Source organism: Paracoccus sp. R12_2 (assembly GCF_017744015.1).
GTDB lineage: Bacteria > Pseudomonadota > Alphaproteobacteria > Rhodobacterales > Rhodobacteraceae > Paracoccus.
The window spans coordinates 149,657-164,739 of sequence record NZ_JAGHRA010000001.1; the positions used below are offsets into that span (position 1 = coordinate 149,657).

Sequence of the window (15,083 nt, forward strand, 5' to 3'; positions counted from 1 at the left end):
CGATGCCGCCCGAAACGCCGTCCAGACCAACCTGGAACCTACAGACAGACAGACTGATGAGATCATCCAAATCCCGTTCGCGTAACAAGTCGAACCGCCAGCGCTCGCTGGGGAATATCGTCAACCGTGTCTTTGACAGCTCGGGCCCGGAAGGCAAGGTCCGCGGCACGCCGCAGCAGATCATCGACAAATACCTGACCCTGGCCCGTGACGCGCAGTTGTCCAACGACCGCGTGGCCGAGCAAAGCTTTCTGCAGCATGCCGAGCATTACACCCGGATGCTGGGCGAGGCGCAGCGCGAAATGGCCGAGCGCCAGCAGCAGCACAACCAGAATCAGCGCCAGGGCGATGACGACAACGCGCAGCCGCGCGAAGGCAACGGCAACGGCCAGAACGGCGGTCAGAATGGTCGCGATCACGGCAATCGGGACCACGGCAACCGCGAGTTCGGCAATCGTGACCACGGCGGCCGGGATCAGGGCGGCCGGGATCAAGCGGGCCGGGATCAGGGTGGTCGTGATCAGGACAGCCGGGACCAGAACGGTCGTGGCCAGGCCCGTCGCGACGCGCCCGCCCAGGACCAGCAGCCGCGCCGTCAGGATGATGGCCCCCGCGACCAGCGCCGCGATGATGCGCCGGCCGCAAACGATGCCGGGTCTGCCGATCAGCCCCCCGCAGCGGAAAAACGTGTTCGGACGCGCCGTCAGCAACCGCCAGCGGCCGAGACGCCGCAGGGCGACGGCCTGCCCGACGCGGTGGCATCCGACGAAGGCGACAGCGCCGCGCCGGTGCCTACCCCCGAAACCGAGGCGAAGGACAGCAAGCCCAAGGCACCGCGTGCCCGGGCGCCGCGCAGCACCACCACGCGCAGCCGTCGCAAGCCCGAACCGGACGCCGGGGATGCCGAATCGGCGGCGCCCGAACAGCGCGCCGACACGGCCGAGGGCGGCGCCGGGCAAGGCTGAACCGCGACTCTGCGGACGACATCACGAACGGGCCGCGCAAGCGGCCCTTTTTCATGATCCACACGCCTTCAGCTTTCACGCCGCCATGCCGAACGCGGCGCGATCGGCATTGGCCGTCCGGTGCTTTTGATCCGCGGTGATCAGCCCTGAAGACGCGCGACGGCCAGGCCGCGGGCCAGGGCACAGAACCTTTCCAGGTCGATCTCCTCCGCGCGGGCGGTGGGCGCGATGCCCGCCTGTTCCAGCAAAGGCTCGATCTGCGGATGCAGGCCGCGCAGGCTGGCGCGCAGCATCTTGCGCCGCTGATTGAAGGCCGCAGCCGTCACCTGCGACAGCACCGCCGGATCGGCGGGAAAGCGCGGCTGTTCCAGGGCGGTCAGGTGGACGACCGCCGAATGCACCTTGGGGGCGGGCACGAAGGCCTCGGGGGGCAGGGTCATCACGATCTGCGCGTTGGCCCGCCACTGCGCCAGCAGGGCAAGGCGGCCATAGGACTTGCCACCCGGACGCGCGACGATGCGTTCGGCCACCTCTTTCTGGAACATCAGCGTCAGCGACTGCCAGAACGGCGGCCAGTCCGGCGGCGTCAGCCAGCGGATCAGCAACTCGGTCCCGATGTTATAGGGCAGGTTCGCGGCCACCCGGATCGGCGGCGTCAGATGCTGCAGCGGATCGATCCTCAGCGCGTCGCCGTTGATGACCGACAGCCGGCCGGGATAGGCCGAGGCGATTTCGGCAAGGGCCGGCAGGGCACGCGGATCCTTTTCGATGGCCAGAACATGCCGCGCGCCTTCGGCAAGCAGGCCACGGGTCAGCCCGCCGGGGCCGGGGCCGATTTCCAGCACGTCGCATTGCGCCAGATCGCCCGCCTGCCGGGCGATCTTGGCGGTCAGGTTCAGGTCCAGCAGGAAATTCTGGCCAAGCTGCTTCTTGGCACGCAGTTCATGCCGCGCGATCACCTCGCGCAGGGGCGGCAGATTGTCGATCCCGGTCATTGCGGATCCGACCCTGGAATTGCGTCCCGCGACGGGCGGGGGGCCAGCCCCCCGCACCCCCCGGCCATGGGGTGTCCCACCCCCTGGCCACCCCGGTCGCAACACTGCCCGCGTGATCGGGTCATCGGCGCTGATCTGCCATCTGCCGGGCCATGCGCAGCGCGGCGATCGTCGAGGCCGGATCGGCGCGGCCCGTGTCCGCGATGTCGAACGCGGTGCCGTGATCGGGCGAGGTGCGGATGAACGGCAGCCCCAGCGTCACATTCACCCCACCCGCGAAATCCAGCGTCTTGATCGGGATCAGCGCCTGGTCGTGATAGGCGCAGATCGCCGCGTCATAACGGCTTCGGGCGGGCGCATGGAACATGGTGTCGGCAGGCAACGGCCCGGCGATGTCCAGCCCCTCGGCACGCAGCCGGTCCAGCAACGGCCTGATGCGGTCAACCTCTTCGCGGCCCATCGTGCCGCCCTCGCCCGCGTGGGGGTTCAGCCCGGCCACCGCGATGCGCGGCACCGGAACGCCGAAATCGCGGATCAGCGCGGCGTGGGTGATGCGGATCGCCTGTTCCAGCGCCTGATCGCTCAGCGCGGCGGGTACCTGCGCCAGCGGGATATGGATCGTCGCAGGCACCACGCGGCAGGGCGGCGTCACCGTGGTCGAGGCCAGCATCATCGCCACCGGCACGCCCCCCGCCAGATCGGCCAGGTATTCCGTATGGCCCGGAAAGGCGAAGCCCGCGCCTTCCTTCAACGCCTGCTTGTTGATCGGCAGCGTCGTCATTCCCGCCGCCTCGCCGCGCATCAGCAGATCGACGGCACGCGCGATCACCTCGATCACGCTGGCGGCGTTGGCCGGATCGGGGCGGCCGGGTGTGGCGGGGGCCGCGAAATCATGGGCCAGCACCGGCAGACGCCCCGCCGGAACCGGGTCCGACGGCGCGCTGACCAGATCGAAGGCGGTGCCATCGGGCAGATGCCGCGGATCGCCGATCCAGACGAAATCGACGCCCGACGCCAGCGCCAGCGGCGCCAGTTCAGGCCCGATCCCGGCAGGCTCGCCGCAGGTCAGAAGGATGCGCCGGGTCATTGGAGCCGCATCACGGCCGCCGGATCACCGCATCGGCGCGCAGTTCCGCCAGATAGGCGTCGGCGGCGGTGCTGGCCTTGCGGTTGAACAGCTCTTCGCGCACCACCTCTCGGTCGGGAAGGGCCTGTGCATCGGGCACGGCGGCCTCGACCCCGTCATCGGGCAGTGCGGTCGTGGCCACGTCGTTCTGTGCCTCGGCCAGAATCGCCGGCTGGCGCGAACACAGCATGACCAGTTCCGCCGCGTTGCCGTAATTGACCACCGCCGCCTCGTTGTCGTCCAGCGAGGCAAGCTGCGTGGCGATCAGCGTGGGGATCGCGTTCTGCGACTGGGTCTGGCGCTGGATGGCGCCTGCGGCGCTGCCGGCCTCGGAATACAGCGTGTCGCAGCTGCGCGCGCGCGCTGCCAGCTGCGCCGCCTCGGTGGACGAGGCAAGCCGCAGCGTCATGTAATCCAGCACCTGTTCCCTTGCGCCGGGACGCAGCGTGCCCTGGGTGTCGCGCAGCTGGAACAGCACCACCGCACCCGGCACGTTCAGCGGCTGAGAGGTCTGTCCGGGACGCAGCGACAGGATCACCGGCCGCAGCGAGGGCGGCAGGTTCTCGATCGCCAGCCAGTTCAGCTGCCCCCCGGAAGACGCCGTGCCCGAGGCCGAATATTGCCGGGCCGCCGCCGCGAACTGGGCCTCGGACGGGTTGCTGCCGGCAATCGACCTGGCGCGGTTCATCGCCGCCTGCTCCTGCCCCTCGGGCGCGGGAATGATCAGTTCCGACAACAGCACGCGGGTCACGATCGGCGTCTCGACCTGACGTTTCAGTTCCTGATCCACCTCGGCGTCGGACACGTCGACCTGCGGCAGCAGCCGCGCCCGGATCACGCCGCGCCAGGCGATGCCCGCCGTCACGAAATCGCGATAGACCTGCGGTTCGACCCCGGCACGTTCCAGCGCGGCGGTGAATTCGGCCGCGGACAGCCCGGCACGGCTGGCGAATTCCTCAAGCCCGGCCTGAAGCCCCTCGTCGGTGACCTCGATCCCCAGCTGGCCGGCGGCAAACATGCGCAGACGGTCGTCGATCAGCGCCTGTTCGGCCGTCGCCGTATCCGCCGGAGAGCCAAGCACCTCCATGAACCGCATGCGCTGCTGCAGTTCGTATCGGGTCACCGCCTTGTCGTTGACATAGACGATCGGTTCGAACGGGTTTTGCGCGGCGGCCGGGGCGGCTGCGCCGATAAGCAGGCTCGCCACCAAGGCTATGCCGGAAAGGATGTGCCGCATCTGCTGCCCCCCAATGATTTTCTTCGGCCGAAGACTAGCGCATGCAACTGCGCCGCGCCACCGTGCCGGGACCGTCTTTCTGGCTGCCGAACCCGCCAAGGCGAACCGACAGATCGAAGCTGGTTTCGGGCCGGACGCTGTCGGAATCGGTGAACCGACGCGACAGGCCCATTTCCAGCGTTATGCATTCGTTCCGATAGGTGACCTCCAGCGCCGCCTTCTGCGCGCGGTCGGCCTGAAAGTCATAGCGTGTCTCGGCATTGCCCCACCAGCCCTCGGCGATCTGCCAGCCGACATTCGCGGTCAATTCGCTGATGTCCCGATCGCGGCTTTCGTTCTCGTCGCTGTTGATCCACAGATGGCCCGCCGACAGTTGCAGGTCGGGACGCAGCCAGCCCACCCGCAACTCGTTCCGCGAGACATTGAACGAATCGTCGAACAGGGCGCGATTGGCGATGGCCAGCCCCGTGCCGCTGTCGTAATTCGCGGCCAGCAGCCAGTCCGAACGCCGCCCGCCAAGCGGCGAGGCGTCGGCGAACGCATCGTCGTCGCGCGCCCGCAGCACCCGCCCGCCGGTCAGTCCCAGGGACCAGCCGGCAGGGTCGATCCGGGTCCAGCCGACGCCGATATTGGCACGCAGGCCGGTTTCGCGCACGTCATAGCCGGGAAAGCGGTTATCCGAGAACAGGTTGCCTTCATCGAACTCGATCAGGCGGCTGTCCTCGTTGGGGATATCGTCGTCCCGTCCGCGCGGCGACCACAGGATCTGCGCGACCGGTTCGACCAGGTGGGTGGCGCCCGCGGAACTGCCCGCCAGCGGCCAGCGCAACTCGACGCCGACCATCGGATCGACGCGGCTTTCGACGTCATCGAAACGGTCGTCCTGGGCGATCCGGTACAGATCCGCGTCCAGCCCCGCCAGCGCCGCGCCGACCAGCCCGCCGGGCAGGATCTCGGTGCGCCGCCAGTCCAGCCCGACGGATCCGCGCGCCACGTCGCGTCCCACGATATCGGCATCAGATGGACGGCGATGGGCGTGGATCGACCATTCCATCAGCCCCTCGCCCCCGATCAGTCGCGGCGTGAAACGGCGCTGCCACAGCGCGTCGGCCACCTGCGCGGGCGACGTGTCGTTGTCCTCGTCGTCGCGCAACGACCGGTAATTGCCGACACGGCCGAAGAACAGCTTGTCGCGGGTCACCCGTTCCAGGGTCACCCCGCTCCACAGCCGGTCGGCATCGGTGATGTCATAGTCCAGCAGATAGCCGCGATCAGAGGCCAGTTGCAGCTGAAGCCCAAGCCGATAGTCGCGCGGCAGATCGACCAGCGCGTTGCCGAACAGATAGCCGCGCGTATCGCCCGGCTCGATGTCGTCGCGGCTGATCGCGCCGTTCCATTCGGTGACCGCATTGCGCCAGGCCTGACGATACCGCGCCTCCAGTGTGCGGGTGCGGTTGACCGACACATAGGGCGTCAGGGTCAGGTCGGCATGATCGCCCAGCGTCTGGAAATAGGGCAGCTTGACGCCGAACCCCAGCCCGGACGTGGTGCGGATCTCGGGGCGCAGAAAGCCGGACTTGCGTTCGACCGTGGGATCGGGTGCGGTGATCGTGAACGGCACCGCCGCGACCGGCACGCCAAAGGCGCGCATCTGCGGATGGTCGAAGGTCAGCAGCCGCGTTTCCGCGTCATGGGTGATGCTGCGGGCGCGGATCTCCCACAGCGGCGTCGGATTCGTGGCGCAGACCTGGCAGCTCGAGGCGACGACATGGGTCAGCCGCGTCATCCGGCCGTTGCCGGTCCGGGTCAGTTCCGTGGCGGCAAGCTGCAATTCGCGGGCGATCACCAGCCGCGCGCCGCGGATGATGCCATCCTGCAATTCGCGGTCCAGCTGCGCCGAATCGGCGATCAGCACGGCCTCGTCGTCGCGATTGCGGGCACCGGGGCGCGACAGATGCACCGGACCCTCGATGGTCAGATCGCCGCTGGCGCCGTCCACGATCAGACGCGAGGCGACCAGCCGCGCGCCCTGGTACCAGACCACGACACCGCCCGCAGCGATCAGCGTCCGGTCGCCCTGCAGGACCATCGTGTCGGCCAGAACCGTGGCGGCGTCGCTGCGATCGCCGGGGGCCGCGCGGTCCGGCAAGGTGATGTCGGCATCCGGTTCGACCGCCTCCAGCCGCGCGGCGGCGGGGGTGCGGTCGCTGATGATCCCGAAACCCAGCGGCCGCGCCTGGGGTGCCAGCGCGGCCTGCCCGGTCCCGGTGGCCAGCGGCGCGCCGGGCATCTGCGGGCCGATCATCGCGTCGCCATCGTTGCCGAACAGCGTCTCCTGCGCCGCTGCGGGCAGCACGCCCGCCCCGGCCATCAGCGCGGTCGCCGCGGCCCACCCGGCCAACCATCCACCGGTCTTGCGCGCCCAGGGCGCGATCGGTCGGGAACGCTTCATCCATCCTCCCGCTGCAGGATCAGCGCCACCGCCAGCAGCGCGCCCACCAGTGGCGGCGTCCATGCGGCCATCGCCGGCACGACCTGCCCGTTATCGCCCAGAACCTGCGCCAGATTGCGCAGGAAGAACAGCCCGATCCCGGCGCCGAAGGCCAGAAGAACCGCGACGCCGGTATTGCGGCCACGGATATGGCGCATGGTGAAGGCCGCCGCGATGAAGATCATCGCCGCCATCAGGAACGGGCGCGCCAGTTCCATCTGGAACCAGACCCGGTGCCGCGCGGCCGAGAACCCGGCGCGTTCCAGCCCCGCGATGAAGGACGGCAACTGCCAGACCGGCACCGCCTCGGGACGGCCGAACCCGTCGCGGATGCGCTGCGCCGTCAGGTCCGAGGCAAGGCTCAGCGTTTCGCCGGCCACCACCTCGGCTTCGGGGTTGGGGCGGTCCAACCGGTAATCGCGCACCCCGGACAGATGCCATTCGCCCGGCTCCAGCCGCGCCTCGCGCGCCTCGATCCGCCGGGCCGGGCCGCTGTCCTGATCGAAGACCAGGAACGTCGCATCATACAGCGTCGTCGCATCGGGGCTGGTACGGCTGGCGCGGATCACCACCTGACCGGATTCCTTGCCATCCTCGATGACCGCCTGCCGCAGCCACAGCGCGCTGTCGCCGACCGACACGGTCTGCTGGCCATCGCGCTGGATCTCGGCCACGGCCTCGTCATAGCGCTGCCCGGTCACGGCGACCATCGGGTTCAGCAGCGCCACGGCCAATGCGCCGACCAGCCCCGCCGTCACCGCCGGTGCCGTCACCACCTTCAGCGCCGACCGCCCCGAGGCGCGGATCGCCACCATCTCGGAACTGCGCGCCAGCCCCAGGAACAGCGCGATCCCGGCCAGCACCGTGATCAGCGGCAGGATCGAATAGAAACTGCCCGCGACATTCAGCGCCGCCAGACGCGCCGCACCCGACACGCCGATATCATCGCCGGAAAATCTGCGGATCATCTCGATCATGTCGATCAGCAACAGGATCAGCAGGAACACCGCCGCCACCGTCAGCAGGCTGCGCAGGAACCGGTTCGAGACATAGCGCGCCAGGATCATGCCGCCGGCCCCGTCACGGACGCCGCGCGCAGCCGCCTTGGTCGCGCCGCCAGCCATAACAGCAGGACACAGATCACCGCGCCCACCACCGCCGGCAGATACAGAAGCGGCCACATCTCGGGGTCGCGGCTGGCCCGGTCGGCTGCGGCGTTGGTCAGGAACTGCACCACGATCAGCCCCAGAACCGCCCACAGCACCTGCCGCCAGACGCCGAATCGCGAATAGCCGCCGATCAGCAGCGTGGCGAAACCGATCATCGCCGCCACCGGCGACAGCAGGGGCTGGGCGATCCGCTCATGCGCCTCGCGGCGCGCATCCGCCGCGCTGGCGCCGGTCGCCGTCAGCAGTGCCTGGTCCGGGCGCAACAGTTGCAACGTGCCATAATCGCGCAGGTCGCGGCCCTTGCGGCCCGAACCGCCGATCATCGCCCCGATATCATAGCTGAGTTCGTCGAATCGCGTCACCGCAAGACGCTGACGGTCGTCGCGACGGCTCAGGTTCTGGGCCATACCATCCAGCAGGATCAGCACCGGGCCGCTGTCCTTGCGCACCACCAGCGCCTCTTCCGAGGTGTAGATGACCTGATCGCCGGGATCGCGCCGGTCCTCGATGAACAGATCCAGCAGCCTGCCATCGACGGCAATGTCGCGGATGAACAGCGTGATGTCATCGCTGGGATACTGGAAACTGCCGGGCCGCAGGAATTGTGCGGTGACGTTCTGCGCGATCTCGGCCTGCCGGTCGGCCAGCCGCGCCCGCGCCATCGGCACCAGACCGTGCACCAGCACCGCGACCATCACGCCCACGAACACCCCGAAGATCAGCACCGGCCGGGCCAGCCGCCACGGCGACATTCCTGCCGACTGCATCGCCACCAGCTCGGATTCGTTGGACAGCCGGTTGGTGCCATAGGCAGTCGCCGTGAAGGCCGCGACCGGCAGCACCACCGAGATCACAAGGGGCAGCGTCAGCGCGGTGAATTCCAGCACCACCAGCGCGGTCTGTCCGTCGTTCAGCAGATCGTCGAACAGGCTGACGGCACGGTTGATCCAATAGACAGACACCAGCACCAGCGCGAAAAAGCCGAACAGCGTCAGCATCTGGGCAAGAATGTATTTGTCGATCCGGGGCATCGGGGGCGTCTGGTCCTCGCGGGCGGGTTTCATCCTGATAGCCGTTGGTGCGGCTCTGGAAAAGGCCCGGCAGCGGGTCTAGGGTCGGCGCCAACCAGATGTGAGGAGCGCGAAGATGACCCAGCCCGTGCAGATCAGCTTTACCGAAACCGCGACCGACGGACTTGCCGGGCACCAGGGGCGCATCGCGCTGATCGTGCCGTCGGGGGGCCGCCTGCCTTCGGGGCTGCCGCGCGCCGCCCGCGATGCCGCGCGCCGCGCGCTTGACTCCGGCGCCGGGCAGAAGCTGAAGGCCGGTGACGCGCTGGAACTGGCCTTCCCCGCGGGCATGGCCGCGGAGGCGCTGCAACTGATCTCGCTGCCCGGCAATGCCAGCGTGGCCGAGGCCCGCAAGGCCGGGGCTGCGATCGGCGCCAAGCTGGGCAAGACCCATACGCTGGTGCTGGCAGGCGGACACAAGCGCGCGAACGACGTCGCGCTGGGAATCGCGCTGCGCGGCTATGATTTCGCGGCCTATCGGACGGATGCGGGCAAGGACGACGACAGCGGCGCGGACGGTGACGCAGGCGGCGACGCCAAGGGATCGGATGCGGCGTCCGATCAGCCGCGCGTGACCTTCATGGCCAAATCGCCCGAGGCGCTGGCCAAGGCGGCACAGGACGCCGCGGCGGTGGCCGAAGGGGTGTTCTTCACCCGCGATCTGGTCAACGAACCGGCCAATATCCTGACCACCACCGATTTCGCCGACCGCCTGAAGGCGATGGAGGAACTGGGCCTGAGCGTCGAGGTGCTGGACGAAGATCAGCTGCGCGACCTGGGCATGCGCGCGCTGCTGGCCGTCGGACAGGGCAGCGCCGCGCCGTCGAAAGTGGTCGTGATGCGCTGGAACGGCGGCGACAAGGACGCCGCGCCGCTGGCGCTGGTCGGCAAGGGCGTGGTGTTCGATTCGGGCGGCATCTCGATCAAGCCCTCGGCGGGGATGGAGGAAATGACCATGGACATGGGCGGCGCGGGCGTCGTGGCGGGCGTGATGCGCACGCTGGCCCTGCGCCGCGCCAAGGCCAATGTGGTGGGTCTTGTCGGCCTGGTGGAAAACATGCCCGACGGGCTTGCACAGCGTCCCGGCGACATCGTGCGTTCGATGAAGGGCGACACGATCGAAGTCGTGAACACCGACGCCGAAGGCCGCCTCGTGCTGGCCGATGTGCTTTGGTATGCGCAAACCCGGTTCCAGCCGCGCGCCATCGTGGATCTGGCCACGCTGACCGGCGCGGTCATCGTCGCGCTGGGTCACGACAATGCCGGTGTCTTCTCGAACGACGACAAGCTGGCCGACGGCATCCTGTCGGCGGCGAAGGCCGAAGGCGAAGGCGCTTGGCGGCTGCCCCTGGGGCCGGGCTATGACAAGCTGATCAAGTCGCGGCTGGCCGACATGAAGAACAGTGGCGGTCGCGCGGCCGGGTCGATCACCGCGGCGCAGTTCCTGCAGCGCTTCATCCGCAAGGATCAGCCCTGGGCGCATCTGGACATCGCCGGAACCACGCTGCCGCCTTCGGCAACCCAGCTTGCGCCCAAGGGTGCGACCGGCTGGGGCGTGATGACGCTGGACCGGCTAGTGCGCGACCGGTTCGAGGACGAATGATCCGCGCAACGCGCGCAAGCGGTGTACGCGCTGTGCACGCCCTGTGCACGCGCCGTGCACGCGCTGTGCGGCCTGATCGCCAGCATTTGCAGGGCTTTGGACCGCGTGCACCCCGCCTGCATGCACACGCAACGCACGCTGCTGTTGCGCAACATCCGGGCGGGCCGGGCTGATGGGCAACGTGCTGTTCTACCATCTCACCCGTCAGCCGGTCGAACGCCTGCTGCCGGTGCTGATCGGCAAGTCGCTGAAGGCCGGCTGGCGGGTCGAACTGCGCGGCACCGATGCCGAACGGATGGACTGGCTGGACCGCGAATTGTGGCTGGCCGAGGGGTTCCAGCCACATGGGCTTGCCGGCGGACCGCATGACGCGCGCCAGCCGGTCCTTCTGACGCTGGCGGGCAGCCAGCAGGCCACGAATGATCCCGCCTGCATTATGGCGCTGGACGGGGCCGAGGTCACTGCCGATGAGGTCACCGCGCTGCAACGCGCCTGCATCCTGTTCGACGGCGGCGATGCCTCGGCGGTCGATCGCGCGCGCCAGCAATGGAAGGCGCTGACCAGCGGCGGAGTGGTGGCGGAATACTGGTCCGAAGAGGACGGAAACTGGCAGCGCAAACGTTAGGTCGGACCGTCGTGATCCGTCCTCGGGCACACGCCCAAGGCCTTGGCCACGCATCATAAAGGCTAGTCCGGCCGACAGACCTCGCCCGCCGCGATGGCGCGCGCGGTGCGCCACAGAAGCGCCGCGATGATCGCGACCAATACCCCCAGCAACGCCATCCCGATATCGCGGTGCATCCCGGACGACACGGTTTCGGCGTGCAGCAGGCTGGCCACCGACAGCGCCGCGACCGGAAAGCTCAGCGCCCAGAACGACAGCGCGAAAGGCAGCCGCAGGATCCGCGGCAACTGCGTGGCGACCAGCGCGGCAAACACATAACCAAGGCTCAGCAGGATCTGCGCGAAGGCATCGCCGCCGCCGGTCAGATGAACCCAGGCGATATAGGCCAGCGCGGGCGGCGCGATCAGGATGACCAGCGTCGGCTGCAACCGGCCCGGCAGCGGATCGTGAAAGATCAGCCGGTTGAACACCAGTGTCAGCAGCATGATCCAGAAGATCATCCCGGCCGAGAAGAACAGCCAGCTGGTCTCGGTCCAGCCGATCTGCGCGCCCGCGACCGGCACGATCACGTTGCCCACCGCCGGGATGAACCACGCCGGCGAGATATGGCCATGCTGAAAGCTGCGCGCCCCGATCCAGCCCGAGATCACGGCCAGCGTCAGCACCCCCTGCCCCAACATGCCCACGACCCACATCGCCTGCGACAGCCACGGCAGCACCGGCAGCGCGGCAGTGGCAAGGATCAGCAGCGAGATCGTCATCGTGGGAAAGAACGCCAACCGGACCGGATGCTGCCATTCGGCCGCGACGCTGGCGGGGCGCAGCACCAGCTTGGCCAGATACAGGATCGACACCCCGGCGAAGACCAGCGCGGTCAGCCCCAGCGCTGTAAGAAACATCGCGGACTGCACGCCAAAGCCCGCCCGCAAACCCAGCGCCAGCCCGCCCAGCCCCATCGTCGTGGCGAAGAAGGTGATCGGGAAATGCGCCAGCCAGTCATCCGGCGTGGCGGCCTGTCCGGGAATTGATGCGGCCATCGGTTTTGTCCTTCGGCAGGGGCAACGGTGCCGGTGCGGGACCAGATATCGCTTTTTCTGCATGTACATTCAATCCGATGCCGCCCGGAATGGCCGGAATCAAAGGTCGCACCCGGCAGGTCGCACCCCCGAATCACCTTGCAACCGCAGCATTTGCCGCTATAAGGCCACATCCTTCCGCCGAGATTTTGCAAATCGCGCAACCTCTCGTGGCGGGTGCGGAAGGTCTGATCCCGCCTATGAAGTGCGCCCGATGATGAAAGGATCGCCATGCCTCTGTACGAGCATGTGCTGATCGCCCGTCAGGACCTGTCTAACACGCAGGCCGAAGGGCTGATCGAACATTTCTCGACCGTTCTCGCCGATAACGGCGGCAAGGTCGTGGACAACGAATACTGGGGTGTCCGCACCCTCGCCTACAAGATCAACAAGAACCGCAAGGGCCACTACGCCTTCCTGCGCACCGACGCCCCGTCGGACGCCGTCCAGGAGATGGAGCGTCTGGCACGGCTGCATGACGACGTGATGCGCGTGATGACCATCAAGGTCGACGAGCATCAGGAAGGCCCTTCCGTGCAGATGCAGAAGCGCGAAGAACGTGGCGACCGCCGCGAACGCCGCGACCGGAACTGAGGAGATCTGAACCATGGCGAACAAACCGTTCTTCCGTCGTCGCAAGGTCTGCCCGTTCTCGGGCGAGAATGCGCCGAAGATCGACTACAAGGACACGCGTCTGCTGCAGCGTTACATTTCCGAACGCGGCAAGATCGTGCCGTCGCGCATCACCGCCGTCTCGGCCAAGAAGCAGCGTGAGCTGGCCCGCGCCATCAAGCGCGCCCGCTTCCTCGCCCTGCTGCCCTATGCCGTGAAGTAAGGAGGACAGAACATGCAAGTCATCCTGCTGGAACGTGTTTCCAAGCTGGGCCAGATGGGCGAAGTGGTGAAGGTGAAAGAGGGCTATGCCCGCAACTTCCTGCTGCCTCAAGGCAAGGCACTGCGCGCCTCGGACGCGAATATCGCGGCATTCGAGGACCGCAAGGTGCAACTGGAAGCCCGCAACGCGGAATCCAAGGCCGAGGCCGAGAAGGTCGCGCAGAAACTTGACGGCGAAAACTTCGTCATCATCCGTTCGGCGTCTGATTCCGGTGCCCTTTACGGTTCTGTGACCACCCGCGACGTGGCCGATACCGCCACCGAGTCCGGCTTCACGATCGAGCGCAAGCAGATCGTGCTGGGCAACCCGATCAAGGAACTGGGTCTGCACACGGTCACCGTGGTCCTGCACCCCGAGGTCGAGGCCGAAATCACGCTGAACATCGCACGGTCCAACGAAGAGGCTGAACTGCAGGCGCAGGGCAAGTCGATCCAGGATCTGGCGGCCGAAGCTGATGCGGAAGCCGAGTTCGAGATCTCGGAACTGTTCGACGATATCGGTGGCGCGTCCTCGGACGACGATGGCGCCCCGGCCGACGATCGCGGCTGATCCCGGCAAACATGCCGAAAGTTCTGGAACCGCGCCGGCCCTTGCCGGCGCGGTTTCCATTTGAGCCACCAGGATCAAGTCTCCTGCCGGCAGAACCGGCCCCGCAGGTCTTTCCCCTGCATGTTGAAGCAGCATCCTCGGCGGCGGCGATGATAGGATTTGACGCGATTGCCGTGCTGTGAGACAGCCCCCGCAACCTGCAAGCGAACCGCCCGAGGATCACGATGCACGACGCCCTGACCCGCCTTCTTGCCGAACGCGACTTGCTGCTGGCCGATGGCGCAACGGGGACCTCGCTGTTCAACATGGGGCTTGCGGCGGGCGAGCCTGCGGAAATGTGGAATATCGACCGCCCCGATGCCGTCCGGACCCTGTATCGCGGCGCGGTGGACGCGGGCGCCGACCTGTTTCTGACCAACAGCTTCGGCGGCAATGCCAGCCGTCTGCGGCTGCACGGCGCGCAGGGCCGCGTGGCGGAACTGAACCGCGCCGCCGCGGAACTGGCACGCGAGGTTGCAGACACGGCACCACGCAAGCCTCTGGTCGCGGGCAGCATGGGCCCCACGGGCGAGATCATGGCCCCCATGGGCGCCCTCAGCCACAATGCCGCGGTCGAGATGTTTCATCAGCAGGCCGAGGCGCTGAAGCAGGGCGGGGCAGACCTGCTGTGGGTCGAGACGATCAGCGCGGTCGAGGAATTCCGCGCCGCCGCCGAGGCCGCGTTTCTGGTGGACATGCCTTGGTGCGGCACGATGAGCTTCGACACCGCCGGGCGCACCATGATGGGTGTCGCCCCGGCGCAGCTTGCCGCGCTGGTCGAAAAACTGCCCAATCCGCCAATCGCCTTCGGGGCCAATTGCGGTCTGGGCGCGTCGGACCTGTTGCGGACCGTCACGGGGCTGCTGGCGTCCGGCAATGAACGCCCGCTGGTGGCCAAGGCCAATGCCGGGATCCCGCATTTCGAGGCCGGTCACGTCCAGTATGACGGGACGCCCGAACTGATGGCCGATTATGCCTGCCTGGCCCGCGATCTGGGTGTCAGGATCATCGGCGGATGTTGCGGCACCATGCCACGGCATCTGCGCGCGATGCGCGAGGCGCTGGAAACCCGTCCACGCGGCGATCGTCCCACACTGGAAATGATCGCCGACCGCCTTGGCGGTTTCAGCTCGGGCAGCGACGGCGCCGATCGAGGCGGGACGACAAGCGGCCGCAGCAGACCCTGATGCCACGCACCCGTGTCAGTCCGCCGCATTCCAACTGCCAACTGGCGCCCCTAGCC

General features: G+C 67.9%; 14 protein-coding genes. 7 read left to right on the plus strand and 7 right to left on the minus strand.

The window, feature by feature from the left end; all coding sequences use genetic code 11:
- Nucleotides 1–56 precede the first annotated feature (56 nt).
- Nucleotides 57–965, plus strand: a complete 909-nt coding sequence (locus J7359_RS00715; RefSeq protein ID WP_209054614.1) for a DUF4167 domain-containing protein — start codon at nucleotides 57–59, stop codon at nucleotides 963–965.
- 140 nt (nucleotides 966–1,105) lie between these two features.
- On the opposite strand, the gene rsmA is transcribed toward J7359_RS00715, so the two are convergent.
- The 6 genes from rsmA to lptF all read right to left on the minus strand — a co-directional run bounded on the left by rsmA (nucleotide 1,106) and on the right by lptF (nucleotide 9,014).
- The gene (gene rsmA, locus J7359_RS00720) at nucleotides 1,106–1,960 is read right to left on the minus strand and encodes a 16S rRNA (adenine(1518)-N(6)/adenine(1519)-N(6))-dimethyltransferase RsmA (protein WP_209054615.1); all 855 of its coding nucleotides are present in this window, start codon (nucleotides 1,958–1,960) and stop codon (nucleotides 1,106–1,108) included.
- Between the two features lie 121 nt (nucleotides 1,961–2,081).
- Complete coding sequence (gene pdxA / locus J7359_RS00725; RefSeq protein WP_209054616.1) at nucleotides 2,082–3,047, minus strand: 4-hydroxythreonine-4-phosphate dehydrogenase PdxA; 966 nt, start codon at nucleotides 3,045–3,047, stop codon at nucleotides 2,082–2,084.
- Nucleotides 3,048–3,057: 10 nt separating this feature from the next.
- Nucleotides 3,058–4,323 carry a peptidylprolyl isomerase gene (locus J7359_RS00730; RefSeq protein ID WP_209054617.1) on the minus strand — a complete coding sequence of 422 codons (1,266 nt, stop codon included), beginning with the start codon at nucleotides 4,321–4,323 and terminating at the stop codon, nucleotides 3,058–3,060.
- Nucleotides 4,324–4,357: 34 nt separating this feature from the next.
- Nucleotides 4,358–6,775 carry an LPS assembly protein LptD gene (gene lptD / locus J7359_RS00735; RefSeq protein WP_247740089.1) on the minus strand — a complete coding sequence of 806 codons (2,418 nt, stop codon included), beginning with the start codon at nucleotides 6,773–6,775 and terminating at the stop codon, nucleotides 4,358–4,360.
- Nucleotides 6,772–7,881 (minus strand): LPS export ABC transporter permease LptG, encoded by a 1,110-nt coding sequence (gene lptG / locus J7359_RS00740; protein WP_209054618.1) that lies wholly within the window; start codon nucleotides 7,879–7,881, stop codon nucleotides 6,772–6,774. The genes lptD and lptG overlap by 4 nt, the downstream gene beginning before the upstream one ends.
- Nucleotides 7,878–9,014: an LPS export ABC transporter permease LptF gene (lptF, locus tag J7359_RS00745; RefSeq protein ID WP_209054967.1), complete on the minus strand. Its 1,137-nt coding sequence runs from the start codon at nucleotides 9,012–9,014 to the stop codon at nucleotides 7,878–7,880. The genes lptG and lptF overlap by 4 nt, the downstream gene beginning before the upstream one ends.
- Before the next feature lie 115 nt (nucleotides 9,015–9,129).
- On the opposite strand from lptF, the gene J7359_RS00750 reads away from it, so the two are divergent.
- Entirely contained in the window at nucleotides 9,130–10,656 is a 1,527-nt protein-coding gene (locus J7359_RS00750; RefSeq protein ID WP_209054619.1) for a leucyl aminopeptidase, read from the plus strand.
- A 172-nt stretch (nucleotides 10,657–10,828) separates the two neighbouring features.
- Nucleotides 10,829–11,281, plus strand: coding sequence for a DNA polymerase III subunit chi (locus J7359_RS00755; RefSeq protein ID WP_209054620.1), 453 nt, complete (start codon nucleotides 10,829–10,831; stop codon nucleotides 11,279–11,281).
- A 62-nt stretch (nucleotides 11,282–11,343) separates the two neighbouring features.
- Here the strand turns inward: J7359_RS00755 and J7359_RS00760 are convergent, their stop codons facing one another.
- Nucleotides 11,344–12,318, minus strand: coding sequence for an SLAC1 anion channel family protein (locus J7359_RS00760; RefSeq protein ID WP_209054621.1), 975 nt, complete (start codon nucleotides 12,316–12,318; stop codon nucleotides 11,344–11,346).
- Between the two features lie 270 nt (nucleotides 12,319–12,588).
- On the opposite strand from J7359_RS00760, the gene rpsF reads away from it, so the two are divergent.
- The 4 genes from rpsF (at nucleotide 12,589) to bmt (ending at nucleotide 15,027) form a co-directional block, all read left to right on the plus strand.
- On the plus strand, nucleotides 12,589–12,951 hold the full coding sequence (gene rpsF / locus J7359_RS00765) for a 30S ribosomal protein S6 (RefSeq protein WP_209054622.1): 363 nt from the start codon (nucleotides 12,589–12,591) through the stop codon (nucleotides 12,949–12,951).
- A 13-nt stretch (nucleotides 12,952–12,964) separates the two neighbouring features.
- A complete protein-coding gene (gene rpsR, locus J7359_RS00770) occupies nucleotides 12,965–13,192 on the plus strand; it encodes a 30S ribosomal protein S18 (RefSeq protein WP_085867363.1) in 228 nt (75 codons plus the stop codon).
- Nucleotides 13,193–13,204: 12 nt separating this feature from the next.
- On the plus strand, nucleotides 13,205–13,801 hold the full coding sequence (rplI, locus tag J7359_RS00775) for a 50S ribosomal protein L9 (protein WP_209054623.1): 597 nt from the start codon (nucleotides 13,205–13,207) through the stop codon (nucleotides 13,799–13,801).
- 224 nt (nucleotides 13,802–14,025) lie between these two features.
- Nucleotides 14,026–15,027 carry a betaine--homocysteine S-methyltransferase gene (gene bmt / locus J7359_RS00780; protein WP_209054624.1) on the plus strand — a complete coding sequence of 334 codons (1,002 nt, stop codon included), beginning with the start codon at nucleotides 14,026–14,028 and terminating at the stop codon, nucleotides 15,025–15,027.
- Nucleotides 15,028–15,083: the final 56 nt, after the last annotated feature.